Source organism: Cytobacillus spongiae (assembly GCF_021390075.1).
Window position 1 is genome coordinate 121,711 of record NZ_CP089998.1, and the last position, 25,139, is coordinate 146,849.

Genomic DNA, 25,139 nt, shown 5'->3' on the forward strand with positions numbered 1-25,139 from the left:
TCATGGGAAGGGAGGGGGAAGTTTGGAGAAAATCGAAGGTCTTTCCATAGGACTAGATTTAAATACCTTGAAAATCGATTCTGGATTAAAAGACCTTAAGTCAAAGATTAGCCTCGTCAATAGTGAAATGAAAGCCAATATGTCTGCGTTTGACTACGCTGATAAGTCCATTGGTAAGTACGAGACTCGACTAAAAGGTCTGAATAAGAAGCTCGAAGTCCAGAGGGAAGTCGTAGAAAAATCAAGAATAAGCTACGAAAAAATGGTTACTGAGCATGGAGAGGGATCTAAAGAAGCAGAGAAGGCAGCTACTGCATATAACTCAGAGGTTACGTCTTTAAAAAGTTTAGAAAGATATATAGAGAGAACCACAGAAGAATTAAGCGATTTAAGGAAAGAGCAACAGCTAAGCCAATCAGGATGGACCAAGATGGGAAATACCATCGATGCTGCTGGTCAGAAATTGACCAAAGTGGGAGACGGAATGAAAACGGCAGGGAAGAGTTTGTCTATGTATCTTACCGCCCCACTTACTGGTATGACCTTTGCTGCTAACCGGGCTTTTTATGAACTGGATGAAGGCTTGGATAATGTGACAAAAGCAACTGGAGCCACCGGAAATCAGTTAGGTGCTCTTAAAGATTCATTTAAGAATGTCTATGGTCGATTCCCAACCGAATCAGCCACCCTAGGTAGTGTTTTAGGAGAAGTAAATACTCGTTTTGCCTTTGTAGATAAGAAACTGGAAGATTCCTCGGAGAAATTTTTAAAGTTTGCTGATATAACGGGGTTAGACGCTACCACAGGGGTTCAGTTAGTTGCCCGAGCGATGGGAGATGCCGGGATAGAGGCAGATGAGTTTGAGAAAGTCCTGGACAGTGTTGCGAAAGCAGCACAAGCAACCGGCATAGGTGCCGATCGATTACTGGATTCCATTACAAAGTACGGAGCTCCTATGCGTGCCTTGGGCTTTGAGATGGATGAAAGCATTGCGCTATTCTCCAGTTGGGAATTAGCCGGGGTGAATGCTGAAATCGCTATGTCTGGGTTAAAGCAATCCATTTCTCGTTGGGGGAAAGAAGGGAAAGATCCTCGTAACGAGTTTAAGAAGACATTGAAAGAAATCGAAAAGGCTCCAGGCATTGCAGAAGCTACAGCCTTATCCATTGAAGCATTCGGAGCCAAGGCAGGTCCTGACTTAGCGGACGCAATTCAAGGAGGACGCTTTGAATTTGAAGAACTACTCAAAACGTTAGAAAGTTCTAACGGCACAGTGGATCAAACATTTGATGACACCGTAAGTGGATCCGAACAATTCCAAGTGGCTATGCAAAAAGCAAAGGTAGTCGGAGCAGATCTATGGGGCATCATGGAGAATTTATTAGCCCCTGGATTAGACAAAGTCATCACTAAATTGCAAAGTGGCGTTGAATGGTACGGTTCGTTATCCGATAAAACCAAAATGACTGGAATTGTCTTTGCAGGACTCGTGGCGGCACTAGGTCCTGTTATTGCTTTTACCGGAATCTTTTTAGCTATGTTAGGAAACATCATCAGTGGGTTCGCTCCTGTCATGGCATCCATAGCAAAAGCTGGCGGATTACTGAAATGGTTACGATTAGGGTTTTTGGCGTTTACGGGACCGGTCGGAATAACCATAGCCGTTCTTACTTTACTGGGAACCGGTTTTATCGCCTTGTATAAGAATTCCGAGACGTTCAGGAGCGGGATTCAGAATTTACTCGAAAAAGTCAAAGTATTAGGGACTCAATTTCTTGCTCTCTTACAACCCGCCATTGAATCGATTGTTGGCTTTTTCAAGAGTCAATTAGAGGTTCTTAGGAGGTTTTGGTCTGAAAATAGCGCAACTATTATAGGAGCTCTAAAAAATCTCGGTAAATTTGTAGGGGTAATCTTATTAGGGATTTTAGAAGTCATCAAATTTGTGATGCCATTTGTCCTGGCTATCATTAAATCTATATGGGCGAATATCCAAGGGGTTATTTCTGGTGCTCTAAACATTATTATGGGTCTCATCAAGGTTTTTTCAGGGTTATTGACTGGAGACTTCAAAAAAATGTGGGAAGGCGTAAAACAGATATTTTTTGGAGCCATAGAATTTATTTGGAATTTTGTTCAGTTAATGTTTTGGGGCAAGTTACTCAAAGGACTTGGAGGCTTTGTAAAATCATTTGGTTCCACTCTTAAAGGCGGTTGGGATAATGCCATCGGAGGAATCAAAACCTTTGTAGGCAATGCAAAGTCTTGGTTTAAGAGTTTCGTAGACGACGGCTTAAAGAAATTCAATGACCTTGTTGCAGGAGCCAAAGCTCTTCCAGGAAAGATCAGTAACGGCATGAAGAGTATGGCCGGTAAAGTAACTGAAGGAGTCAAAGCGGTAGCAAATAAAATGACCGAAACCCTTGGTAAGGGTGTCAATGGGGTCATTGGTGGAGTGAACTGGGTTCTTGGAAAAGTAGGTGTAAAGGGGAAAATTGCTTTGTGGAATGTCCCTCAGTATGCCACCGGAACCGACAATCACCCAGGAGGCCCGGCCGTGGTAGGTGAGAAAGGGAGAGAACTTGCTCATGTTCCTGGCGTAGGGTACACCATGCTAGGAGAGAAGGGTGCTCAATTCTTAAATCTTCCGGCAGGCACATCGGTATTACCGAATAAAGAGACAGAGTCTCTATTAAGCTCGTTTTTCCCTGCATACGCAAAAGGGACAGGCTGGCTCAGTTCTGCATGGGAAAAAACAAAGAGTGCTGCAGGGAACATTAAAGAGGGTGCATTGGATGTCTGGTCTCACCTATCTGACCCTAACAAACTCTTTACTAAAGCTCTCGAATTATTTGGGGTGGAAACCCCAAGCTTTCCTTCAATGTTAAAAGATTTAGGAAGAGGAGCTTATAGTAAGTCAAAGGGAGCTCTCAAAGGCTATTTGACTGGAAAAATCAAAGAAATCGGTTCTATGTTTGGTGGGAATGTTTCAGGTAGTGTAAAGCAATGGATTATGAGCGCCATCGCGGCTACTGGAGTTCCTCAATCGTGGGCGGGACCATTGGCCACAATCGCGCAAAAAGAGTCCGGTGGGAATCCTAGAGCTATCAATCTATGGGATATCAATGCGAGAAACGGAATCCCTTCTAAAGGATTGATGCAGACCATCGATCCAACTTTCAATGCGTATAAATTGTCTGGAATGAATGATATTTGGAATCCAGTGCATAACGCAGCAGCAGCCATCCGGTACATTAAGGCGCGTTACGGAAATGTTTTTAACGTGCCAGGCATTAAATCAATGTCTCAGGGTGGTGCGTATAGAGGATATGCAACCGGAGGACTCATCAATAATGATGGTCTCTATCGTCTTGCTGAAGGGGGTTGGCCGGAGTGGATCATTCCCACTGACCCAAGCAAACGGACAGATGCCATGAAGCTCCTTGCGTTAGCTGGAAAAGACATATCGGGGAATAAGCGCCCAGGTCAATTACCAAACGCAGGAGGACAAGATGATTCTTCTTTCCGCGAACTTTTAGAATTGACGGCCAAACAGAATCAGATACTCCTATCCATTTTGCAACAACTCGCAAATTCGGGAGATATTGATTTTAGAAGGCTCGCTCAGTATCTGCATAAGCCTATGGAAGAAATTTTGGAATTTAATAAAAGTCGATCTCAAGGGTTTCAAGGGAGGGCGTACTAATTGTTGTTTTCATTTTCATTTGACGGAGAGAAAAAAGACTATATTATATGTGGCAGCAAAAGGCGCTCTGCCTTTGCTCCTATTAAGCGGAATTTACTTTATTTACCCAATAGGCCCGGTGCCCTTTTAGAGTCAACAACAAGGGAAATAAGGGTCATAGAACAACCTATAACCATCAATGGTAAGGATCGTTATGACGTGAGGAAATTGGAAGAGGAAATATCAGACTGGTTGATAAAGGATGAAGAAAAATCACTTGTCTTTGATGATGAACCTAATCGTGAATATTTTGCGTATGTTGATGGATCACTCGATATTGAGGATATTGTCCGGTTTGGAAAAGGTGTCATTACGTTTATTTGCTTGGATCCGAACAAATATGGAAGTTCACATAATGAGACGTTTACAGGATCAGAGTTAAGTGCTCCAATCAATCTAGTTAATAACGGGACTAATCCTTCATACCCTCACATCACTATTACTCTATCAGGTCCGACTACCTTGCTGGATATCATTGGTGACGAGGATTATATGAGAATTGGTAAACCAATGATGGTGGATGAAACACCTTTTGAAAAGTATGAGACCATTTGGTCCGATGATGGGATTACGACAGTCGGATGGGCCACGGCGGGATATGTGCCTGATGGAGGAGTAAACTCAGGTGCGATGAGTGCTGCCAATGGAGAGTTTTATGCATCTAGTTATGGAAGTGGAGCAAGTTGGCACGGACCAGCACTAGCAAAATCAATAGGATCAGTATTGAGTGATTATGTAGCCAGGGCATATTTTGATGTCTCCTCTTCAAACGGTAGCCAAAGAGGACGAGCAGAAGTGTATTTACTCGATGCATCCAATAAAATCATTGGGAAAGTGGCAGCTGTCATCAGAAAGTCTACAGGTGAGGCCGAGGTAGAAATCGCGCTTAGAAATGGAGCCATTAAGCATTATGTAACGTCCATGGATTGGACGTACAAGAACTTTTATGGATATCTGGACATCATCAAAGAGGGAACATCCTTCATCGTTTCCGTCGCTCAGCACGGGAATGACGGGACAAAGGTCTATACACGCCATAAACAACAATTTCCTTACTTAGATATTAACAACCGATTTCAAAACGATTTAGCAGCCATTGGGATTCATACGGCAACACACGGAAGTTCTCCAGCAACCAAGGCAGCTATCAGAAAAATAGAGGTTGATAGAATCAATCAAAAATCCAAGGGAGTCCCGTACATCGGTAAGGCAGGAGATGTGTTTGAATTCATTATGGAGAAAGATCTTATATTGAAAAATGGTGAGCCCTTTATGAAAAAAGATTTCGGATCACGCTTTTTTCAATTAAAACCAGGTAATAACTTTTTTGTCTTAAACTCTCCCAATGTCATTGCAGAATTCAATGCGAAGTGGAGGGACCCATATAAATGAGTATGATTCATATTCTCGATTACCAAACAGATGAAGTGGTTGGATGGATATCGAATGTCAAAACAGATAGCCATAAAACGGCCATTACCAATGAAGAAACCTATGATTTTATCGTTCCCACCTCAGAGCTAGGTGCCGACAAGCTGACAAAAAAGCGTAAGATTCTAATTCCTTCAGAAGAGGGTGATTATCGGGAGTTCATTATCCAACAATCGGAGACTTATACAACGGAAAAAGAAATGGATATAAAGACCTCCGGATCGTTCTTAGAATTGAAAAAACTAAAGTGGATTCCTCCTCAAGTTCTTGAAGGACAAACCGTTGAAAGTTCTGGAACATTCATATTGGAAGGATTGCCGTGGAAGCTTGGCATTGTGGAATACAACGGAATCCAGAAGTGGACCATTGACAGAGATATCAATGCTTATGATGCTTTAAAATCCATAGCCTCTTTATTTAATTGTGAAATTCGCTTTCGCGTGGAAGTGAAAGATGGAGAAGTCACAGGACGGTACGTGGACTTTATCCAGAAAGTCGGCCAAGACAGAGGGAAAGAAATTACGGCCGGGAAGGATCTCATCGGAATCAAAAGAAAAGTGAATTACGATCGTGTCGTGACAGCTTTAATCTGCCTTGGTCCCGAACGAGAGGATGGAACGAGGTTAAGAGTGACAGTAACGGACGATGCAGCATTCCAAAACTGGAATTATCAAGGATTACACCTCATTGAGCTATACGAACCTGAGACGAATGATCAAGAGATGACCGAGGAAAGGTTGACACAACTAGGGAATACCGAACTGAAGAAAAGGATTTCAGCGGCCGTAGAATACGAAGTAGAAGGCGCTTCTTTAGAACATATCCTAGGTTATGAACACGAAAAAGTCACGCTAGGTGATTCCAGTAGAGTGAAAGATGAACTATTTGACCCTCCGATGTATCTCGATTCGAGGGTTATTTTTGTTGAACGATCCGTTTTTGATAAGACGAAAAAGCGGTTTCTCTTGGGAGAGGTCATCGAGTACAAGAAAGAAGAAATATTCCGTGTTTGGAAAGACCTCCAGGCACTGTACGCCACCAAAGTGATTAAGTCCCCCACTCCTCCAGAAGGAAAACCAAATATCATTTGGATCCAAACAGGTGGAAAAGTAGACGTAGCGCACACCTGGAATGCAGCCACTGGTAAATGGGAGAAAATCACTCCGACAGAGGCAAGTGAAGTGGGATCATATACTCAAGAAGAAGTGGATAACAAAGATCAAGGAACGTTTGAGGCAGGTACCTATTACTCCGATCAAGTTGCAAAGAATGCGGAAGACAATGCGAAGCAACATACCGAGACTTACGCAATCGATAAGTCCACATACACGCAGAAGATCCAGGACATTGAAAATGAGCTCACCGAAAAAGTGAGTAAGTTGTTATACGATAACAACCTTGCTACTCTTCAGCAGGACATAGCAGCCAAAGCTGGTCTTGAATATGTGAATGGTCAATTAGTATCCAAGGCGGATAAGAACAACACGTATACGAAAACAGAAGTAGATAATCAGTTGAACAGTAAGGTATCTACTACGAAGTACACAACTGATCAGGACGGTGTCGTTACGCAGCTTACGAACCATGAGAGCAGGATTAATCAAACTGAAGAGGGGTTGACCTCTAAGGTCTCTCAGACATCCTATAATCAAAAGGTTTCTACACTAGAAACTCAAATCAGCCAGGCAAACACGTTAATTCAACAGAACAGTGATCAGATTCAATTGAAAGCTTCTAAGTCAGAATTAGATACGTTAGAAGGGCGGATTTCAAGCACGGAGTCTTCCCTTTTAGTACAAGCGGACCTCATTGAGAGTAAAGTAGCTCAGACGGAGTTTGATGGGAGAATGAGCAGCGCTGAGACTAAAATCAATCAAAACACAAGTGCTATTAATCTGAAAGCTTCTCAGTCTAGTGTCGATTCTTTAGCAGGAAGAGTCTCTAATACAGAGGCATCTATTCAAGTTCAATCAGGATTGATTGAAAGCAAAGTTTCAAAGACTGAATTTCAATCTTTAGAATACGGGATCAGAAATCTCATACGTAACAGTAAAGGGGATAGCTTAGAAGGGTTCAAATGGTGGGGGAATACGGTCACTACCTTAACAACCTTCAATAATTCCACTTGGATTAGAGTCAACAAGTCAAGCGTTAACAATCAAGTAGGTATTCATACTACTCCATTTAATATGAAAGCTAATAAAACGTACATCATTAGCTTCGATATTAAGAGCATGTACAATGTAGGATACGATCTAAACTACTTATTCCTTAGATACATCGACTCAAATAATAATGTAATAACTGTTAAATCCATACCTAGTGTCAATATGAGAACAGGATTTACCGGTGACATATCTGGAAATGGTTTAAGAGTATGGTTCCCGGTCTCTCACACGTCCGACATTTCTAATGCAACTATCTTAATTGCTGTATCAGGGGTTTCTGAGGGTGCAGGTTTTGCGATGAAGGAAATTAAAGTCGAAGAAGGGACAAGACCAACGAACTGGACACCTGCTCCAGAAGATACTCAAGAACAAATTAAGAATGCTGAAGGAAGAGTAACTTCAGCAGAGTCATCTATTAGTCAACTGTCCAATCAAATTCAAACAAAAGTTTCAGAAAATGGTGTTATATCCTCCATTAATCAGACGGCTGAGATTATTAAGATTGCAGCATCGAAAATTCAATTCGAGGGTGCCATTTTCGGGCAAAATGCGAGGTTTGCAGGATCAATTGTTTCAACAGACGGTAGCAACACATTAAAGATTGATGGCGACTCAATATCTATAAATGACCGTGATATTTTTGATTCCGAGAGTACATTGCCAAGTATGTATGATGGTAATCTTTCCTTTCCAATAGTTTCGGCATACGGGAAGATGTACTTGCAAGAAATTACGTTTTCGATTCCTTCTGGAACGCACTCTCCGGGATCCTATATAGAGAAGACGTTGAACATATCCAATTACACGAGAGTGGCCATCCCGAAGGTGTTAGGGTTCTTTTGTCATGCCGTAGCAAAAGAATGGTATGCCTACGAAAATGACAGTACCCGTGTTTATGGAGGGACGGACATCATGAGCACGAAAATCCGAATTTCTCCTCATTACCAATATACGAGTGGTGGATCCAGTGTAAAGGTGTATATCATGATTGTCGGATACAGATAAGGAGGTGAACAGAATGAGCAATCAAAATATTGACCTGGTATTAAAAAGCTTGAAAGAAACTGTGGGAAAGCTTGCTGAAGAGAAAGCAATTTATGAAGCTATGGCCATTGAAAAAACGTCAAAAAATCAGCAATTGCAGGAACAAATTACTCAGCTAAAGAGTCGCATTTCAGACTTGGAAGGTTCTGTAGTGATCGAGGAAGCCGAATAAGGCTTTTTTATTTTACCCAAAAAGAAGGAGAGACTTTAAATGAATTTTCGAATTTCAAACGTTCAAATCAAATACTCTGAAGATGGCCAATTGGAAGCTGTGCAGGTTTATTTCATCGCCAATGAGCAGGACAACTCAATCAACATGAATGGAAACATTCCTCTTACGGCTGAAGAGTATGCAGGGAATGAAAGTGTCACTGCCTTGTCTGGAATTATCAAGCAGAGAGTGATTGAGAGGCTTCAAGCTTAAGGGGTAATAGACTACAAATATAGGTGGTGAGGGAATGAGTAAACTGATATCGATTGTTGGAAAAACAAGAATCATCCAGGATAATGAATCAATTAAAATTCAAGCAGACAAAATCGATATGGCATTTAAGGATAAAAAGAAGTAATCTTTTGTAATTTATCGAGAGGAGGTGATCCCACTCATGATAAATAGAGAAGGGGGCAATGACCATGTCAAAGGCGGTGGAGGGACATCATGAAATGAACCATTACGAGAAGGATATCGTGGAAATGAAGAGTGACATTAAAATCCTTGAAAAAGAAGTTAGTGACCTGAAAAGCACGACTACACGGCATGAGGAACAGATCACCACACTCAACAAGACACTTAATAAGATTGATGAAAACACTACGTGGATTAAAAGGAAAATTACAGGTGCGATCATAACAGCAATTAGCTCAGGAGTTATAGGAGGAGCAATTGCTATTTTTTATGGTTTTTTTCAAAAATAGAAGGGAGCTTTTTAAATGAAAAAAGATATCTTTACGTTACTCGGAGGTTTTTTGACTTCCATATTTTTATTTCTAGGAACAATCGGTGTTAGCTTTGACTGGTTTAATCAAACAAGCATCGATGCTTTTGTGTTTATGGCAGCAGCTGCCGTTACTTTCGTTGTAAACCTATACGCTGTTTGGAAGAACACTCATGTGAGAGATCGATTAAAAGAGAATGCCCTCAAAAAACAAAAATTGATGAAGAGGTAAGAGCTGCCATTACGGTGGTTCTTTTAATTTGAAAGGAGAGATTTTTATGATTTATGTAGTGTTAAGGGACGCAGGACATGGATTATGGGATACACCTGGAAAACGCACACCATACATTCCCTCGTTGGGAAGAGCCATTAGAGAAAATGAATTCAATGAACCTACAGCTCAATATTTTGAAGATGAATTGAAAAGGCATGGAGTCATTGTTCATGACATTTCTCCAGGTACAAAAGACATTCCACTTACCCAAAGAACAAATGAAGCCAATCGATTGCTCAATCATTACATTCTTAAATACGGAGCAGCCAACGTTAGAGTAGTATTAGTCAGCTTTCATTTTAATGCCTTTGATGGATCTTTTTCGGGATCCAATCCTAGCGGGATTTCAGTCCATATTCAACCAGGGAGTAATTACGCCCGGGAGCTTGCGGAGTGTGTAGGCAAGTATTTAAAACAGGGAACCAAGCAAGTATGGAGAGGAATTGTCGAACAAAACCTTCACATCACGAGGGAATTTGATGGTGTTGGGATTTTGCTAGAACTCGGTTTCATGGATCATCCTGAAGAGGCTATGCTCATGCTGAATAAAGCATTTCAAAAGGAGCAAGGAACTGAGGCAGCCAAAGGAGTGCTTGAGTACTTTGGTCTTCAGTACAAACCATTAAAGAATCCAGTTGCAAAACCACAACAAAAGGAGGAAGAAGAAGTGATTAAAATGGCAGTAGTAGTTTATTCAGATGCAGACTTAAGTGTGGGGTACGATTTAGCAAACGAAAAGAAGTGCGGTCTCTATAACCGAAAATCCTTAGCAAATGAACAGCTGAAGATCAACGAACTCATGGTTGTGGGCGGACCGACTGAAGGGTTGGAGAAAAAGACGAACCGTGTGATTAATCTATCTGGAGCGAATCGTTGGGATACTCGGAAAAAAGTTATTAATTATTTAGGTAAGTGATTTAGAATAAAAAAGTTTTGTAGAGAAAAATAAGTTCTAGGAGGAGTATGTGAAGATAGCTCCTTTTCGCATGCTCCTGAAGCCATGGATGAATTACATCTTTCCCTGATTTTTTTATTAGCTAAACTATATGTTTATGAGATTAATAAAATAATATTTTTTGGAAACTATAGAAATAAATACCTTAATAGTATATAATTGGTCACTGTGTTAAAAATCTATTATAGGAGTCGATTTATTTTGTTGAAAAATGTTTTTACTAAGGTTACAGTTGTTTTATTAGTTGGATTTATGTTTTCTGGATTTACATTGTCCTCATTTGCTAGTGCCAGCGGGACTGGAAATGAACTACAAGGTTATGCAAATGTACAGTATTACACCGATGAAGAATTCTTAGTTCTTATGGAACAAGCTAATATTGATCAAGAATCGATAGATGTATATAAAAACTTATTAAAAGAAGATTCTAAACCAATTAAACCTTTTCAATCATCTACTAGTTTTGATGGAACAAATATATCTTTATCAAGTAATTTAGTAGCCAAAAGTAGTTCAGTTGATGGCGGTGGTAACTACGCATACACTTACAATACGCCAGAAGGTACGTACATAGAAATAGGATTGAGCGCAAAAACTTTACAGTGGATATCTGTAGTAGGAGTTGCTGGAGTTGTAGGCGTACTTGCTGCTATTCCGGGTGTTGGTTGGGCTGTTGCTAGTGCTGTAAGTGGGGTTATTCTTGGGTTTGCTGCAAGCCAGATTTCAATAGGCAGATCTTTTGTGTTTAAAAGAAAGTCAAGTACTAGTTATTCCTATGTATCAAGTTACCCTCAAGCATTTTAATAAAATATAAAAAAGGATATGTTTATAATGAAAAGAATCTATGTATTTATTATATTATTTATTATCTATACTATAGGACTAATTGCAATTACGTCATTTATTCATAATCCTTTTATTCGAGGTATTTTGTCTTTTCTTCTAATTCTATCGGGTGCACTGTTTTTCAATAGACCTAAATATTTGAAAAAATAATTCACCAATAAAATATATAGATGAATAGAAAATATTAAAAACTATCTTCATATTTTTGAAGATAGTTTTTTGGTGTTCGAATAAAGTGACCTAATAATAATTTTCTCCTTATTCCTTCTACTTTATTGTAGGGAGCTTTAAATATGCCTAAAAGAATAATTAATCGAAGTTAGCTTGTGATAAACTACTTAAGGATTGACATATCCATGAGCATACATAGTGCTACCTTCCGGAGGCTTCTGGAAGGCTTTTTTTATTTTTATGCTTAAAAGAATGTTTAGTGTTTAGTAATAATTGGTACAAGGAGAGTAGGATTGGCTATCCTACTTTTAGCATATTAGTAAACCCCTTCCCTAGAGGGCATACTAATGATGCTGCCTCTTCTTTAGGGAAGGGGTTTTTTAGTTAAAGATTCAGCCTGTCCATTGCTTCATCCAACCTTTTCTGGATTTTTTCCTCTATCTCATCGGGGAGTTCGACTCCAGTTTTATCACAATACTCCTTTGCAAAAGGGTCCTTCAAATAATATTCCTGACTATATTGGCATTGGGTTGTTAATAGATATTTTGGGTCGTATCTGTTTTCATAATTGTCATTATCTTCAATGTTAAATGGAGGGGACTCCAACTTAATTGCTAAATTCTTTACGTGCTCCCTGACTGATTTATCTTCAAAGATCATAAAACTAAAAAATTTAACATTATGAATTATATAGTCTAGGTCTGTATGAGCGGTATTAGAGAAGTACTTTATTAAACTCTGTTTAATGTTATTAGCTTTACCAATATATAATGGGCGTTTAAGCCAATCGTACATAATAAATACACCAGGACTTTCAGGGGCATTTCCTTCAATAAAATAGATATTCTTTTTATTTTTAAAAGTGTGATCGGGACCAATTAAATCGATTAGCTGGTCTTTTACAGTAACTTCTGTCATTAAAATCATCCTTTCTAACAAATTAGCATTAAAATAGACTCACTTCTCTTTAAGGTTGGTGACATGGATTTTCCACTCTTGATTTACCCAATTTAATTGTGGACACATCCAATTCGTTTATTGAATTTGCAATAAAATCAAATAGTAAAATTACTTTTAGAGAATTTGTTTCAGTTCCGAAATTAGTATCCCCACCATGTAAAATTGCATGCCTACTTATTTCAGATTTAACTTCTTCGCCATGAGCGAATTCCACCAATATCTTATTTGAGTAATACTCGTGTATTTCGTAATCAAAATGGAAACCTGATAAGTCTTCTTTTATTAAGAGAGTCTCATACAATATTTTTTGGATTTTTCCGTTTACTCTACCCCTGACTCCAAAAGCGTCTACGATAATCCCTTCAAATTGAGATAAGATAGAAGGAATGACCAACTCATACATTCCTAAATTATGCGCCTTTACAGCATTCCTCAAAAGAGGGAGCCTCTTATTAAGAAAATCGTATTTTTCCCACTTAAACGCAATTTTCTCTTGGATAACTTTTGGTGTGAAAAAGTATAGCATGAACTCATCTATGTATTCTTCCACGTGTTTTTTGCCATTTTGCTTGTAATCCCCAGCAATACTTCTCATCATTTTAATTGAAATTTGATCGTGTGGTGGATATCCTAAATCAACCATAGCCTTTTTAAAAATAACGATATCTTCTTCAGTTTCACTAAACCCTTCGGCAATTCGATCTAAAGATTGAATAAGTCCAATATGAGTTTTAAAGCTTGCTAACTGACTACTAAATTCCATAGCTTTTCTTGTTGCTTTTGCAGCTGGAGTTTGAACAGTGAAATTTATACTGTTAACTTTTCTAGCTGCGTTACGTATTAAATTTGTAGTTTCATTTATCCTTTGAAATGCATCCTTAAATTCACTCAAAATATCCCTCCATCTTAATTGGATCTTTCATGTAGATCATCAACCTTCACTCCTAACAAATCAGCCAATATAAATGCTTTATCTAATGGTGGTTGTGTTTTATTTGTAGTCCAGTTAGAAAATGTTTGTGCTGCCACTCCACATTGCTTGGCTAAATACCCATGCTTTAGCCCTTTTTCCCTTGCTAGCACGCTAATTCTATTAGTAAACATTATGCACACCTCTACTACTTATTCTCTTTGAGAAGATGAATACCCTTTATAAATTATTTTATATTTTCTTATAAAAAAATTTATATGTACATGCATTTTCTAGGCTGACATCCATACATTGAACTAATCAAAGAAAAAGAGGAGAGTGGTCATCATTGAACCTTTAACATTTGGAATAGTCGCTACTGGAGTTTTTGGAGGCAGCTTACTGGTAATAACTGCACTTGAAAAAAGCGGCCTCCAGATTAACGAGGAGGTGCTCATAGTTATGATGGAACTTGTTAAAGTGGGTGCGTTTTGCAAGCTCATGGTATTGGTCAGTGGATTGTTCTTGTAGTGAATAAGTCAATGAAGTAGATACCCATTGGTATACGTATTGTCTCTCTTGTCATTGCTGGTCCATAATTACTCAACTTGATATATTATCATATATCTTTTTTCGATGATTTACATCGGAAAAACAGGAGGGGATTTTATGTTATCGAAATATCGTGATGATGGTTTAGATAAAAAGATGGAATGGAGTTCTGCAAGAGAGTCAGCACTCGAAAAAGGATTAGAGGGGTCCATGAAGGAGATTGATGAAGATAATAAACTAGGGTTGTACTATATTAGTTCACATTGGATGGAAAACCCTAAGTACATTTGTAAAGCGAAAGGATTGAAAGGTGATGTAGTAATAGGTTGGAAAGGTATTCATTACTAATGCTTGAACTGCTAACGATTCCAGCAGTTCTCATAGGTGCAGCCCTGATTCCTAAAAAGAAAAACGACAAGCGGACCATTCAACAGGTACTGGTTAACCGCAAGGTATGCTTCAAGAAAGGTGATACCTTTATCTACCCTAAACTTAAATCCACTCACGACAAACTAACATACACCACATTCATCTACACGTTGCCTAAAGGGATGCCGAGCGAAGTTTTTGACACTATACTACCAGCCTTAAAAGAAGCCCTTAACAGGGAAGTTGAGTACGAATACGAGGGAGCGCTGAAATTGAGAGTATTCAAAGGGAAGCTACCGAAGAAATGGGACTATGATAAATCATTGATCCAACCTGGAACATGGGAGGTACCAATAGGCAAGAATCATCAAGGGGTACTGTACCACAATTTCGACCATTACCCTCACATGCTTGTAGGAGGAGTGACGAGGTTTGGGAAAACAGTGTTCATGAAGGGAACCTTCCACACTCTGATGATGAACATGGGGGACGATGTAGAATTTTATATTCTCGATTTAAAGGCAGGGTTAGAGTTCTATAAGTATAAAGCCTTCCCACAGGTAAAAGAGGTCGCCTGTGACGTATTTGAAGCAGCAGAGACACTGATAAACGTTACAGATGAATTAAAGCGAAGGGAATTAATGTTCAGAGATAATGGTTACACGAATATCCTGGACACTCCCATCAAGAAACGGACATTCATCATAGTGGATGAGGGGGCAGAGTTATCCCCTAACATTGTGAAAGATAAGAATGCGAAGAAGTATGCAGAGTTTTGTCAGGCTGCCCTAAGTGAAATTGCACGTATAGGCGGGGCTGTCGGTATGAGATTGATCTATGCGACCCAGTACCCAACAAAGGAAGCCGTTCCTATGCAAGTGAAAATGAATATTGTGACCCGTATGTCTTTTATATGCGCTTCACGGATTGCTAGCCAGGTGTTGTTAGATGACGTTGGGGCAGAGGATTTACCTTCTATTCCAGGGAGAGCGATTTACATGGTGGAAAAGAAACGTATCGTTCAAGTACCGTATATTGACGATAAAATGATTTATAAGATGATGGAGGGAGAACATGAAACAGGAAAGGCTAGAAAGTCTGTTAATGACCATAGACCGATTGGGGATAGTGAAGATCAAACACCTACAACATATTCATAAACTGGGGAGTTACCGAAACGCTTGTAAGATTATAAATGGGTTGATTGATTACACACATCAGAAATACTGGAATAAAGAGAAAATAATCTACCTCAATGAAAAGGGAAGGAAGCTTATCGACTCTGAACACAGCGTAACCATGTCACTTAACACCGAACATTATTTATTACGAAATGACATCTATATTCATTTCAACTGCCCTCAAGATTGGGTGGTTGAGTACACGATCGAGTCAGTCGCAGATGCACCATCCCGAAGCGATATCATCATACAGGGGGTAAAGCCTTCAAATAAGAAGAAAGTCATCACGGACGCTTTTTTCACACGTAATGGCTATGCTTATTTAATTGAGATAGATAACAAGCTGAATATGGCTGATAATCGAAAGAAAGTGCAAAAGTACGCGGAAGTATTACCACTTGTTCGAAAGGATTTTCAAAGTGTCCCTGTTCTCCATTTTTTCACCACCACTGAGAACCGTAGAAAAAAGCTTGTAGCCTGGTTAAAAGAAAACAGCATAAGGCATGAAGTAAATACTTTTAATAAGATTGACGATAAAATCCATTGACCAAAACAACGACCAAAAAATGACCAAAAACTATACATTCTTATACATTATGTATTATTGGTTTAGATATTCTTCTTCTATTATATGGCGTAATTTTTAAGGTTTTTGTGTTTCAATATCATGCATTTTGTTCCCAAGTTATGTTCCGTACACAAGTACATCCTTGGGAGCGCGAGCAGTACATTCAAATGTATTAATCCCTTCACAAAAGAACCCTGACAGACAGCGCATTTGCTGTCTGTCAGGGTTCTTTTCTATTTATTCAATCAAAAAACCGATATGCGAAAACATATCGGTTAATGTTTAATGAACTTGCCGGTAGACGCCTACGACCTTTCCGAGGATCGATACGTTTCTTAATATGATTGGATCCATTGTGGAGTTCTCAGGTTGTAATCGAACATAATCCCTTTCTTTAAAGAACCGTTTTACAGTCGCTTCATCTTCATCTGTCATCGCTACGACGATGTCTCCGTTGTTCGCTGTTTGCTGTTGACGGACTATAACGAAATCACCATCTAGAATCCCGGCTTCGATCATGCTATCTCCCATGATTTCCAGCATAAAGACCTGCTCATCGGAAGGTGCCATCCGCTCTGGAAGCGGGAAGAATTCTTCTACATTTTCAACAGCAGTAATAGGTTGCCCCGCAGTGACCTTACCGATTAGGGGAACGTTTACGACCCGCTGGCGTGGAATGTTGTCTTCTTCAAGGTTTAAGATTTCGATGGCTCTAGGTTTAGTGGGATCCCGGCGGATAAGCCCCTTGCTTTCAAGTCTGGCTAAATGTCCGTGTACAGTGGAACTGGAAGCCAGGCCGACAGCTTCACCGATTTCCCTGACCGATGGCGGATACCCTTTTTCCCTGACGGCAATTTTAATGTATTCAAGTATGTCCTGTTGTCTTTTAGACAATTTTGTCATATTCACGCACCTCTATTATAGATCTTATGTTCCCATTATAGCATGTCTTTCCAGACGATACAAACATAAGTTCGAATTTGTGTTGACACCAAACGAATGTTCGTATTACAATGAATGTAACAAAACAGAACAAACATTCGTGTGGAGGTTGTTTTATGTTAACACATATCTGGAATCGTTTCTCTTACATTATTATATTATTTGTATTAGCTATAGTATCTTCAGTCTATTTTCTAATCGTTATGGGAAGTCAACCTTCTTACCAAAGCATCACGGTTCAGCATGGAGACACCCTCTGGACAATTGCCAACCAGTATAATGAGGAATATTCTATGACTGTAGAAGAGTTCATTTCCTGGGTGGGGGAAGAGAATAACCTTACCTCTTTCTCGATCAAACCCGGTGAATCACTGATCCTCCCTATACAAAACCCGAAACTGTCCACCCATTCGGATAATCAATTTGTAATGAACCAAGAATAGAGGGATAAAAGATGAAGGCAGTTATCTACTGCAGAGTCAGTACAACAAAAGAAACACAGGAAACTTCCCTGGAACGCCAGGAAGAAGAGTTAGTTCAATTAGCAAAAGTCCATCAATTTGAAGTAGCTGCCGTCATAAGGGATCAGGCAAGCGGTTTTGAACTGGATCGTCCAGGTATCCTGGAACTTCTGGATATGATTAAAGACGACTCAATCGATGCCGTACTTATACAGGATGAAACCAGGATAGGCAGGGGGAATGCAAAGATAGCGCTTATTCACTGTTTATTGAAAGAGGATATTAAGATTATCAGTCAAACACATAGCGGAGAATTACACCTGTCAGAATCAGACTCAATGGTGATTAAAATAGTCAGTATGGTGGAGGAATATCAAAGAAAACTGCATAATTTAAAAATTAAGCGGGGGATGAAAAGGGCAGTGGAGAATGGTTTTCAACCCCATAAAAATTTAAAGAATAAAGGTAATGTGGATGGAAGGGAAAGGATTGAAGTTCCTATCGAGGAGATTGTCCGCTTAAGGAAAAATGAATTAACTTTCGCAGAGATTGCAGCCACATTAAGAGGGTTTGGGTATAACGTTTCTAAGGCAACCGTCCATAGGCGTTATAAAGAATATATGGATTCATTGAAAAATGCATAGCTCTTGTTTTATCTCCTTAAATCTAGTAACATGACGATAGAATAATGTTCAATCTTCGTTGTGTTATAGATTTTGCTCACTAGGCAATAAAGGAGTTTTTATAGATGCTTTCAAAAACAAAAATGAACCGAATCAATGAACTTGCCAAGAAGTCTAAAAGTAAGGGATTGTCTGAACAAGAAGCAAAAGAGCAGTCCAAACTAAGAAAAGAATACCTGGAAACCTTTCGCCAATCGATGAAGGGAACAATAGAAAACACAAGAATCTTTGATCCTGAAGGTAATGAAGTAACTCCTAAAAAGATTCAGGATATACAAACGAAAAAGAAAATGCATTGATGGGTGAAACTGCCAGGTCTATTTGAAATAGACCTGGCAGTTTTTTGTCAGCTTCCTATTAAGTTTAGGGGGAGAAGTGTTTACTTCCCGGCAGGAAAGTTCAATCTTTATCTCAAAAGGGAATGCCTTTTCAATGTTTCAAAAAATCAACATGGATTTACACCCCCGGTTCAAGAAGATGGCTTTTTTTTCAATAACCGTGAGCATATTAATATGGGTGCTTTTGCGAGGGTTTTTATTTTCAAGGATGACAAAGTCGTGTTATCATTCAAGATAGTTGTATAAAAGACAAAAGAAGATTAATATTAATAAGGTACATTAAAAGGAAGGATGTCTGACATATGTTTGATAACACAGATCAATTAGCAATTAATACAATCCGTACATTATCTATCGATGCAATTGAAAAAGCCGGTTCTGGACACCCGGGAATGCCTATGGGTGCAGCTCCAATGGCATATGCTCTTTGGACGAGATTCATGAATCATAATCCGAAAAATCCTGAGTGGTTTAACAGGGATCGCTTTGTTTTATCCGCTGGTCACGGATCCATGCTATTATATAGCCTGCTTCATTTATCTGGATACGACGTTTCGATGGACGACCTGAAAGACTTCCGTCAATGGGGAAGTAAAACACCTGGACACCCTGAATACAAACATACTCCGGGGGTAGAAGCAACGACTGGACCACTTGGTCAAGGAATCGGCATGGCTGTTGGTATGGCCTTAGCTGAAAGACATTTGGCATCTACATACAATAAAGATCAATATGATATAGTAGACCACTTTACATATTCTATCTGTGGTGATGGAGATTTAATGGAAGGTGTTGCTTCTGAAGCAGCTTCATTAGCAGCTCACTTAAAATTGGGCCGCCTTGTAGTTCTTTATGATTCAAATGATATTTCACTTGATGGAGACTTGGATAAATCATTCTCTGAAAGTGTAAAAGGACGTTTTGAATCATATGGCTGGCAATATATCCGTGTGGAAGACGGTAATGATCTTGACGAAATTTCAAGAGCAATCGAAGAAGCTCAAGGTGATACGACGCGTCCTACAATGATCGAAGTCAAGACGGTCATTGGGTACGGTGCACCTAATAAATCGGGGAAATCAGCTGTTCATGGTGCTCCACTCGGGGAAGACGAGATGAAGCTTACAAAAGAAGCATATCAATGGACGTTTGAGCAGGATTTCCATGTGCCAGATGAGGTTTACAGCAGATTCGAAGAAAGAATTCAGCAAACAGGATCTGAAAAAGAAAAAGAGTGGGCTGACTTATTCATTAAATATAAAGAAGAGTACCCAGAGCTTTCAGTCCAATTGGAAGCAGCAATCAAAGGGGAGCTAATTGAAGGATGGGATCGTGACATCCCTGTATATGAAGAAGGAAAAGCATTAGCGAGCAGGGCTTCCTCAGGTGAAGTATTAAATGCCATTGCTAAGAACCTGCCTTCATTCATTGGTGGTTCTGCTGACTTAGCAGGGTCTAATAAGACAATGATTAAAGATGAAGCGGACTTTACATCTGAATCTTATGAAGGACGTAACATCTGGTTCGGAGTACGTGAATTCGGCATGGGAGCAGCCATGAATGGTATGGCACTTCACGGAGGCCTTCACGTATTCGGTGGGACATTCTTCGTATTTAGTGATTATTTAAGACCTGCCATCCGTTTAGCAGCTCTAATGGGCTTACCTGTGACCTATGTATTCACCCATGATAGTATCGCAGTAGGAGAAGATGGCCCTACGCATGAGCCTGTGGAACAGCTTGCATCCCTTCGTGCCATGCCGAACCTTTCTGTCATCCGCCCAGGTGATGGAAACGAAGTGGCTGCTGCTTGGAGATTATCTTTAGAGTCAAAGGATCAACCTACCATGCTGGTACTATCCCGACAGGACCTTCCGACACTTAATGGGACTGCGGATAAAGCTTATAACGGCGTATCAAAAGGGGCATATGTTGTATCTCCTTCAGGAAAAGAACAGCCTGATGCTTTATTGATCGCAACTGGTTCTGAAGTGCATTTAGCAGTAGAAGCACAAAATGCCCTTGAGAAAGATGGAATCAGCGTGTCAGTCGTTAGTATGCCATCTTGGGATCGTTTCGAAAAACAGACAAAAGAATATAAAGAATCCATCCTACCTAAAGGCGTGAAAAAACGTCTTGCTATTGAAATGGGATCTCCGATGGGCTGGGATCGCTATGTAGGGGACGAAGGTGACATCTTAGGGATTGATGGCTATGGTGCATCGGCTCCTGGTGAGAAAGTCATGGAAGAGTATGGATTCACTTCAGAAAATATTGTGTCAAGAATCAAAGCCCTTCTTCAGTCATAAATATAGATTTGATGGGTCAACTCCCTAATACTCATTAGGGAGTTGACCTTTTTATGGTTTTAATGTACGAAATATAGTCCAAAGCTCTGTCAGGCGGCAGGTGCTGAGTGGCAGAGCTTAAAACAATTCAAGCTTTTTAAATAAGTCGATATTTACCTTATTTTAATAGCGGATCTAAATAGTGAAAGAAAAGAATCGAACACAGAAAGAGTTGTTTGTGTGATGGTGGAGCCTTCAAGAATCACATGTAGTCTAATCTGAATTCGACAAAACTAGTGTAGATTCTCAACAATTTCTGACAGTGACTCCCTTCTAGTTGATTTATACTATATAAAAGAATGGTAGGAGGGGGAAAAGTGCGAAACTATCAGATCTATTGGATTGAAGAAATGTTTGTTCAGCACTATTATGGTCGGGAAAGAATTTTCTTTCAGTTGTTTTCGGAATGGGAAGCAAGTTCAGGTGAGCTTCACGATATTATCTCGAAACAAGTAGATTACATTACTAAACCTATACCATACCTTCCTACACAAAGAATACTGCAACACGAAATCATGAAAATAGAAGGTTCAGCCTGGGTAGATTCAATTGCAACGATTGAACGGCTGGAATCAGGTGCAACCCTAGTCCTACATGAAAAGTGGATGACTCTTAATGCCTGGGGGTCAGATGAATCTGAATATATCTTTTTTGAGATATTGCGCAGGAATATCGGACAACTTCTGGCAATCGATATCCAAAATGAACGTTTTGGATGGTTAAAACCTATAAAACAGAGAAAATTTATATATTAATAAGAAATTATGACAGAAATATTGTATAATGTTTCTTGGTTTAGTACACTTTTATAAGGACAACATGAAGGAGGAAGTAAGAATATGGGAACGACTGGTTTACTTATTCTAGTTGGAGTTCTGGCATTACTTGCTGGAGTTGCACTAGGATTTTTCATTGCTCGTAGATATATGATGAGCTACCTTAAGAAAAATCCACCAATTAACGAGCAAATGTTACGCATGATGATGATGCAGATGGGTCAAAAGCCTTCACAGAAGAAAATCAACCAAATGATGAATGCAATGAATAAGAACATGAAATAATAGGTAGAAGCACTCAGGAAATGAGTGCTTTTTCTATTTGCGGCCAATCTTGAATAAATGAATTAGGATCATATGATCATTTTCATATATTCATGAAAACTTGATGGTTATCATTCAGGTTGAAATTGAATTTATGATAGAATATAATCCGGAGGGAGTCATATGAAAAAATGGATGATTGCTTCACTGTCTCTCATGATTCTTGTTGCCGGATGCAGCAATAAGCCTCAGGAAGTGATGGATGAAGAAACACTTGAAATTCAAAATAGTGCAGCAGGAGAAGCACGGGAATATTTAAATTATACAGTGAACAAAGAGAAGAAATCGGTCAATCGAGGTCTTATTACGATGATGATTAACAATCGGAGTGACATGGATGAAATTGAAACCGGTCTTATGTCATTATCCACCAAGCATTTTTCTCCTGATGATTATGTTTATGAAGAGGGTCAATATCTAAAAGATCTTAGATCGTGGCTGAGGAGAAAGTCAGAATCAAATAAGTCAGGCCTTAATCCCCCTTTGGACATCAAGGAAGACATGGGCTGGGAACAGAAGATGGAGCTGGAAAAAAAGAATCCCATGTACCTCGCTTATATTCACGAGCAGAACTATGTTGATTCAGACGGAAAGATTAAAGGGATATCCCTCGGTCTCGCTTTGAATACGGTGGATTATATTCGCGTAGAAGATGAAAATAAGCTCATGCATTTCGATGAGGCGAAAATCGGCGATAAACAGTTAGAAGCCTACGGGAAGAAAATAGCCGACACAGTGGTAAGTCGTGTTAAGGGGAATAAAGAACTGAAAGATGTTCCTATCATGATTTCCTTATACAAACTTCAACCATTAAATAGTGTGGTATCAGGAAACTACATCTCCACGGGTTATGTAGATGAAAATGATAAGCGAGTAAAAAAATGGAATGATGTATCTGATAAATATTTTTATTTTCCCAGTGACGAAGGAGAAGAGAAAGACCGAGATCTGCATAATCGAATTCGTGATTTAGAGGATTATGTCTCTAAATACTTCTCTCATCAGGACATTGAGTTTGTCGGTAAAGCCTTATACCAAAAAGACACACTAAATAAGCTAGTCATTGACGTACATACTGGAATGGTCAAAGAAACTGAACTTATCGGCTTCTCCCAGGCAATCGGCCCTGAAATTGTGGATTACTTCCCCCATACACCTGTATACCTTTACGTAAAGACACCTAAAGGCCTGAAAGCAACCATTGTCAAAGAAGTGGACCAGGAACCCTTTGTTCAGATCCACTAAGAGTATGTAGAGCAGAAGAAGCATCCCTTTCATAAGTGAGGGATGCTTTTCGTTTTTATAAAATGCAGGGTTGAAGGCTGTCCATCTAAAAAAAGATTTCTCATTTTTTTGAAATTTGGTAAAATAAAGAGTCGATTCTATACAGTAACGGGGGGGACGGTATGAAAGTATTTTTAGATTTAAAATGGTTTTTTCTTCAAGAGAAAAAGTCTTATATAGCAGGAATTTTACTGCTTTTATGTGTAGCATTTCTTCAATTGATCCCGCCAAGGATCGTAGGGATCATAGTGGACAGTATTAAAGGGAATTCCTTGACTAGAGGAGATATGATGAAGTGGATTTTCATCCTGATCATCACGGCGCTATCTATGTATGGGTTGAGGTTTGTTTGGAGAATCATGATTTTTGGTTCTGCCACCAAGCTTTCACGATTGCTCAGGAACCGTCTGTATGAACATTTTACAAGGATGTCACCATCCTTTTATCAAAAGAGGCGGGTCGGAGATTTAATGGCCCATGCAACAAACGATCTTCAAGCTATCCAGCAAACAGCAGGGGTGGGTGTGTTAACATTTGTGGATTCAATCTCTACAGGAGGATTTGTGATACTGGCAATGGCTTTCACCATCAGCTGGAAGCTTACACTCATTGCGTTGATTCCAATGCCTTTCATGGCCATTCTGACGAATTATTACGGTACTCTTCTACATAAGCGTTTTCACAAGGCGCAAGAAGCCTTTTCTTCGTTAAATGATAAAACCCAGGAGAGTGTTACAGGAATCAAGGTAATAAAAACGTTCGGACAAGAAAAAGAAGATATTGAATCGTTTAGAAAGCAATCCGAAGATGTTGTACAGAGGAATGTATCCGTTGCAAGGGTGGATTCCCTATTCGATCCGACGATTTCCATCATTGTGGGTATTTCATTCTTTCTGTCGATCGTATTTGGATCAAGGTTTGTGGTCAACGGGGATATGACCATAGGAGAATTAATTTCGTTTACTACTTACCTTGGGCTCTTAATCTGGCCGATGCTTGCTTTCGGGTGGTTATTCAATATTGTGGAGAGAGGTCGCGCGTCATACGATCGTGTTACTAAAATCTTAAATGAAAGGATTGAAATCAAGGATCAGGAAGGAGCCCTCAATCAATGCCCATCAGGGGATATAAAGTATCAGATTGATTCCTTTTCGTACCCGAATGAGAAGGAGCCTGCATTGGAGAATATTCAATTTTGCCTGAATAAAGGTCAAACGATTGGTATTGTAGGGAAGACGGGTGCAGGTAAGACAACCTTGTTAAGGTTGTTATTAAGGGAATTCGAAGGGTATAAAGGAACGATCACTTTTGGGGACCATATCATTCAGGATTATCAATTAACCCGTTTAAGGGAGAGTATTGGCTATGTACCCCAGGATCATTTCCTTTTTTCAGCCACAATTCTAGAGAATATCGCGTTTTCCCAGCCTCACATTCCGAAAGAAGATGTGGAAAAGGCAGCAGCGCTTGCCCATATCCATGAGGATATCGTCCATTTCAGTGATGGGTATGAAACGGTAGTCGGTGAAAGGGGCGTTTCGTTATCGGGGGGGCAAAAGCAGAGGATATCGATTGCAAGAGCCCTGTTAATGGATCCGGAGGTACTCATCCTGGATGACTCGTTGTCTGCGGTAGATGCAAGGACGGAAGAATCCATTTTACATTCTTTAAAGAAGAACAGGATCGGGAAGACGACCATGATCACTTCTCATCGTTTAAGTGCTATCCAACATGCAGATTTGATCATCGTCCTAGAAGAAGGAAAGATCACGGAGAGAGGCACTCACAGTGAATTGATGATGAAAAAGGGTTGGTATCGGGAAATGTTTCTGCGTCAACAATTAGAAGAAATAGTGGAGTATGGGGGATAAGAA

The 25,139-nt window shown here is 39.6% G+C and carries 24 protein-coding genes; 20 read left to right on the forward strand and 4 right to left on the reverse strand.

The window, feature by feature from the left end; genetic code table 11:
- The first annotated feature begins 22 nt into the window (after positions 1-22).
- The 9 genes from LS684_RS21100 to LS684_RS21140 all read left to right on the forward strand — a co-directional run bounded on the left by LS684_RS21100 (position 23) and on the right by LS684_RS21140 (position 11,356).
- Positions 23-3,706, forward strand: a complete 3,684-nt coding sequence (locus tag LS684_RS21100) for a phage tail tape measure protein (RefSeq protein WP_233811798.1) — start codon at positions 23-25, stop codon at positions 3,704-3,706.
- Positions 3,707-5,137, forward strand: a complete 1,431-nt coding sequence (locus LS684_RS21105) for a distal tail protein Dit (RefSeq protein WP_233811799.1) — start codon at positions 3,707-3,709, stop codon at positions 5,135-5,137. It begins immediately after the preceding gene.
- A complete protein-coding gene (locus tag LS684_RS21110; protein ID WP_233811800.1) occupies positions 5,134-8,349 on the forward strand; it encodes a phage tail spike protein in 3,216 nt (1,071 codons plus the stop codon). The genes LS684_RS21105 and LS684_RS21110 overlap by 4 nt, the downstream gene beginning before the upstream one ends.
- Positions 8,350-8,362: 13 nt before the next feature.
- Positions 8,363-8,560, forward strand: coding sequence for a hypothetical protein (locus LS684_RS21115; RefSeq protein WP_233811801.1), 198 nt, complete (start codon positions 8,363-8,365; stop codon positions 8,558-8,560).
- 39 nt (positions 8,561-8,599) lie between these two features.
- Complete coding sequence (locus tag LS684_RS21120; protein ID WP_233811802.1) at positions 8,600-8,812, forward strand: hypothetical protein; 213 nt, start codon at positions 8,600-8,602, stop codon at positions 8,810-8,812.
- A 209-nt stretch (positions 8,813-9,021) separates the two neighbouring features.
- Entirely contained in the window at positions 9,022-9,303 is a 282-nt protein-coding gene (locus LS684_RS21125; protein ID WP_233811803.1) for a hemolysin XhlA family protein, read from the forward strand.
- Positions 9,304-9,318: 15 nt separating this feature from the next.
- Entirely contained in the window at positions 9,319-9,555 is a 237-nt protein-coding gene (locus LS684_RS21130) for a hypothetical protein (protein WP_233811804.1), read from the forward strand.
- Positions 9,556-9,601: 46 nt separating this feature from the next.
- Complete coding sequence (locus tag LS684_RS21135) at positions 9,602-10,513, forward strand: N-acetylmuramoyl-L-alanine amidase (protein WP_233811805.1); 912 nt, start codon at positions 9,602-9,604, stop codon at positions 10,511-10,513.
- Positions 10,514-10,753: 240 nt separating this feature from the next.
- Positions 10,754-11,356 (forward strand): hypothetical protein, encoded by a 603-nt coding sequence (locus LS684_RS21140; RefSeq protein ID WP_233811806.1) that lies wholly within the window; start codon positions 10,754-10,756, stop codon positions 11,354-11,356.
- A 597-nt stretch (positions 11,357-11,953) separates the two neighbouring features.
- Here the strand turns inward: LS684_RS21140 and LS684_RS21145 are convergent.
- From LS684_RS21145 to LS684_RS21155, 3 genes are read right to left on the reverse strand one after another with little or no spacing between them, the layout of a single operon-like run.
- Positions 11,954-12,487, reverse strand: coding sequence for a GIY-YIG nuclease family protein (locus tag LS684_RS21145; RefSeq protein ID WP_233811807.1), 534 nt, complete (start codon positions 12,485-12,487; stop codon positions 11,954-11,956).
- Positions 12,488-12,536: 49 nt separating this feature from the next.
- Entirely contained in the window at positions 12,537-13,421 is an 885-nt protein-coding gene (locus tag LS684_RS21150; protein ID WP_233811808.1) for a hypothetical protein, read from the reverse strand.
- 14 nt (positions 13,422-13,435) lie between these two features.
- The gene (locus LS684_RS21155; protein WP_233811809.1) at positions 13,436-13,633 is read right to left on the reverse strand and encodes a helix-turn-helix transcriptional regulator; all 198 of its coding nucleotides are present in this window, start codon (positions 13,631-13,633) and stop codon (positions 13,436-13,438) included.
- Between the two features lie 475 nt (positions 13,634-14,108).
- Here LS684_RS21155 and LS684_RS21160 point away from each other — a divergent pair, with 475 nt between their 5' ends.
- Genes LS684_RS21160 through LS684_RS21170 form a run of 3 tightly spaced genes read left to right on the forward strand, consistent with a single transcriptional unit; the run spans position 14,109 to position 16,088 of the window.
- Positions 14,109-14,339, forward strand: a complete 231-nt coding sequence (locus tag LS684_RS21160) for a hypothetical protein (protein ID WP_233811810.1) — start codon at positions 14,109-14,111, stop codon at positions 14,337-14,339.
- Positions 14,339-15,520, forward strand: a complete 1,182-nt coding sequence (locus tag LS684_RS21165; RefSeq protein ID WP_233811811.1) for an FtsK/SpoIIIE domain-containing protein — start codon at positions 14,339-14,341, stop codon at positions 15,518-15,520. The genes LS684_RS21160 and LS684_RS21165 overlap by 1 nt, the downstream gene beginning before the upstream one ends.
- A complete protein-coding gene (locus tag LS684_RS21170; protein WP_233811812.1) occupies positions 15,435-16,088 on the forward strand; it encodes a hypothetical protein in 654 nt (217 codons plus the stop codon). Before LS684_RS21165 ends, LS684_RS21170 begins: the two co-directional genes overlap by 86 nt.
- 303 nt (positions 16,089-16,391) lie before the next feature.
- On the opposite strand, the gene lexA is transcribed toward LS684_RS21170, so the two are convergent.
- The gene (gene lexA / locus LS684_RS21175) at positions 16,392-17,012 is read right to left on the reverse strand and encodes a transcriptional repressor LexA (protein ID WP_169215891.1); all 621 of its coding nucleotides are present in this window, start codon (positions 17,010-17,012) and stop codon (positions 16,392-16,394) included.
- A 155-nt stretch (positions 17,013-17,167) separates the two neighbouring features.
- Between lexA and yneA the strand changes: the two genes are divergently transcribed.
- The 8 genes from yneA (at position 17,168) to LS684_RS21215 (ending at position 25,136) form a co-directional block, all read left to right on the forward strand.
- Positions 17,168-17,494, forward strand: a complete 327-nt coding sequence (yneA, locus tag LS684_RS21180) for a cell division suppressor protein YneA (RefSeq protein WP_169215890.1) — start codon at positions 17,168-17,170, stop codon at positions 17,492-17,494.
- 11 nt (positions 17,495-17,505) lie between these two features.
- Positions 17,506-18,156: a YneB family resolvase-like protein gene (locus LS684_RS21185; RefSeq protein ID WP_169215889.1), complete on the forward strand. Its 651-nt coding sequence runs from the start codon at positions 17,506-17,508 to the stop codon at positions 18,154-18,156.
- A gap of 104 nt (positions 18,157-18,260) precedes the next feature.
- On the forward strand, positions 18,261-18,494 hold the full coding sequence (locus LS684_RS21190; protein WP_169215888.1) for a DUF896 domain-containing protein: 234 nt from the start codon (positions 18,261-18,263) through the stop codon (positions 18,492-18,494).
- Between the two features lie 341 nt (positions 18,495-18,835).
- Positions 18,836-20,842 (forward strand): transketolase, encoded by a 2,007-nt coding sequence (gene tkt, locus LS684_RS21195; protein WP_233811813.1) that lies wholly within the window; start codon positions 18,836-18,838, stop codon positions 20,840-20,842.
- A gap of 356 nt (positions 20,843-21,198) precedes the next feature.
- On the forward strand, positions 21,199-21,636 hold the full coding sequence (gene sirA, locus LS684_RS21200; RefSeq protein WP_169215886.1) for a sporulation inhibitor of replication protein SirA: 438 nt from the start codon (positions 21,199-21,201) through the stop codon (positions 21,634-21,636).
- Positions 21,637-21,720: 84 nt separating this feature from the next.
- Positions 21,721-21,942, forward strand: coding sequence for a YneF family protein (locus tag LS684_RS21205; protein ID WP_169215885.1), 222 nt, complete (start codon positions 21,721-21,723; stop codon positions 21,940-21,942).
- A gap of 162 nt (positions 21,943-22,104) precedes the next feature.
- Positions 22,105-23,226, forward strand: coding sequence for a CamS family sex pheromone protein (locus tag LS684_RS21210; protein WP_233811814.1), 1,122 nt, complete (start codon positions 22,105-22,107; stop codon positions 23,224-23,226).
- Between the two features lie 161 nt (positions 23,227-23,387).
- The gene (locus tag LS684_RS21215; protein ID WP_169215883.1) at positions 23,388-25,136 is read left to right on the forward strand and encodes an ABC transporter transmembrane domain-containing protein; all 1,749 of its coding nucleotides are present in this window, start codon (positions 23,388-23,390) and stop codon (positions 25,134-25,136) included.
- The last annotated feature ends 3 nt before the right edge of the window (positions 25,137-25,139 follow it).

Excerpts from the sequence above, each read along its gene's own strand:
- LS684_RS21125 (WP_233811803.1), top strand. The coding sequence starts at position 9,022 with ATGTCAAAGGCGGTGGAGGGACATCATGAAATGAACCATTACGAGAAG.
- LS684_RS21205 (WP_169215885.1), top strand. The coding sequence starts at position 21,721 with ATGGGAACGACTGGTTTACTTATTCTAGTTGGAGTTCTGGCATTACTT.
- lexA (WP_169215891.1), bottom strand. The coding sequence starts at position 17,012 with ATGACAAAATTGTCTAAAAGACAACAGGACATACTTGAATACATTAAA.
- LS684_RS21160 (WP_233811810.1), top strand. The coding sequence starts at position 14,109 with ATGTTATCGAAATATCGTGATGATGGTTTAGATAAAAAGATGGAATGG.
- LS684_RS21135 (WP_233811805.1), top strand. The coding sequence starts at position 9,602 with ATGATTTATGTAGTGTTAAGGGACGCAGGACATGGATTATGGGATACA.
- LS684_RS21115 (WP_233811801.1), top strand. The coding sequence starts at position 8,363 with ATGAGCAATCAAAATATTGACCTGGTATTAAAAAGCTTGAAAGAAACT.
- LS684_RS21110 (WP_233811800.1), top strand. The coding sequence starts at position 5,134 with ATGAGTATGATTCATATTCTCGATTACCAAACAGATGAAGTGGTTGGA.
- LS684_RS21130 (WP_233811804.1), top strand. The coding sequence starts at position 9,319 with ATGAAAAAAGATATCTTTACGTTACTCGGAGGTTTTTTGACTTCCATA.
- LS684_RS21210 (WP_233811814.1), top strand. The coding sequence starts at position 22,105 with ATGAAAAAATGGATGATTGCTTCACTGTCTCTCATGATTCTTGTTGCC.
- LS684_RS21165 (WP_233811811.1), top strand. The coding sequence starts at position 14,339 with ATGCTTGAACTGCTAACGATTCCAGCAGTTCTCATAGGTGCAGCCCTG.
- LS684_RS21185 (WP_169215889.1), top strand. The coding sequence starts at position 17,506 with ATGAAGGCAGTTATCTACTGCAGAGTCAGTACAACAAAAGAAACACAG.
- LS684_RS21120 (WP_233811802.1), top strand. The coding sequence starts at position 8,600 with ATGAATTTTCGAATTTCAAACGTTCAAATCAAATACTCTGAAGATGGC.
- LS684_RS21215 (WP_169215883.1), top strand. The coding sequence starts at position 23,388 with ATGAAAGTATTTTTAGATTTAAAATGGTTTTTTCTTCAAGAGAAAAAG.
- yneA (WP_169215890.1), top strand. The coding sequence starts at position 17,168 with ATGTTAACACATATCTGGAATCGTTTCTCTTACATTATTATATTATTT.
- LS684_RS21170 (WP_233811812.1), top strand. The coding sequence starts at position 15,435 with ATGAAACAGGAAAGGCTAGAAAGTCTGTTAATGACCATAGACCGATTG.
- LS684_RS21145 (WP_233811807.1), bottom strand. The coding sequence starts at position 12,487 with ATGACAGAAGTTACTGTAAAAGACCAGCTAATCGATTTAATTGGTCCC.
- LS684_RS21155 (WP_233811809.1), bottom strand. The coding sequence starts at position 13,633 with ATGTTTACTAATAGAATTAGCGTGCTAGCAAGGGAAAAAGGGCTAAAG.
- tkt (WP_233811813.1), top strand. The coding sequence starts at position 18,836 with ATGTTTGATAACACAGATCAATTAGCAATTAATACAATCCGTACATTA.
- LS684_RS21190 (WP_169215888.1), top strand. The coding sequence starts at position 18,261 with ATGCTTTCAAAAACAAAAATGAACCGAATCAATGAACTTGCCAAGAAG.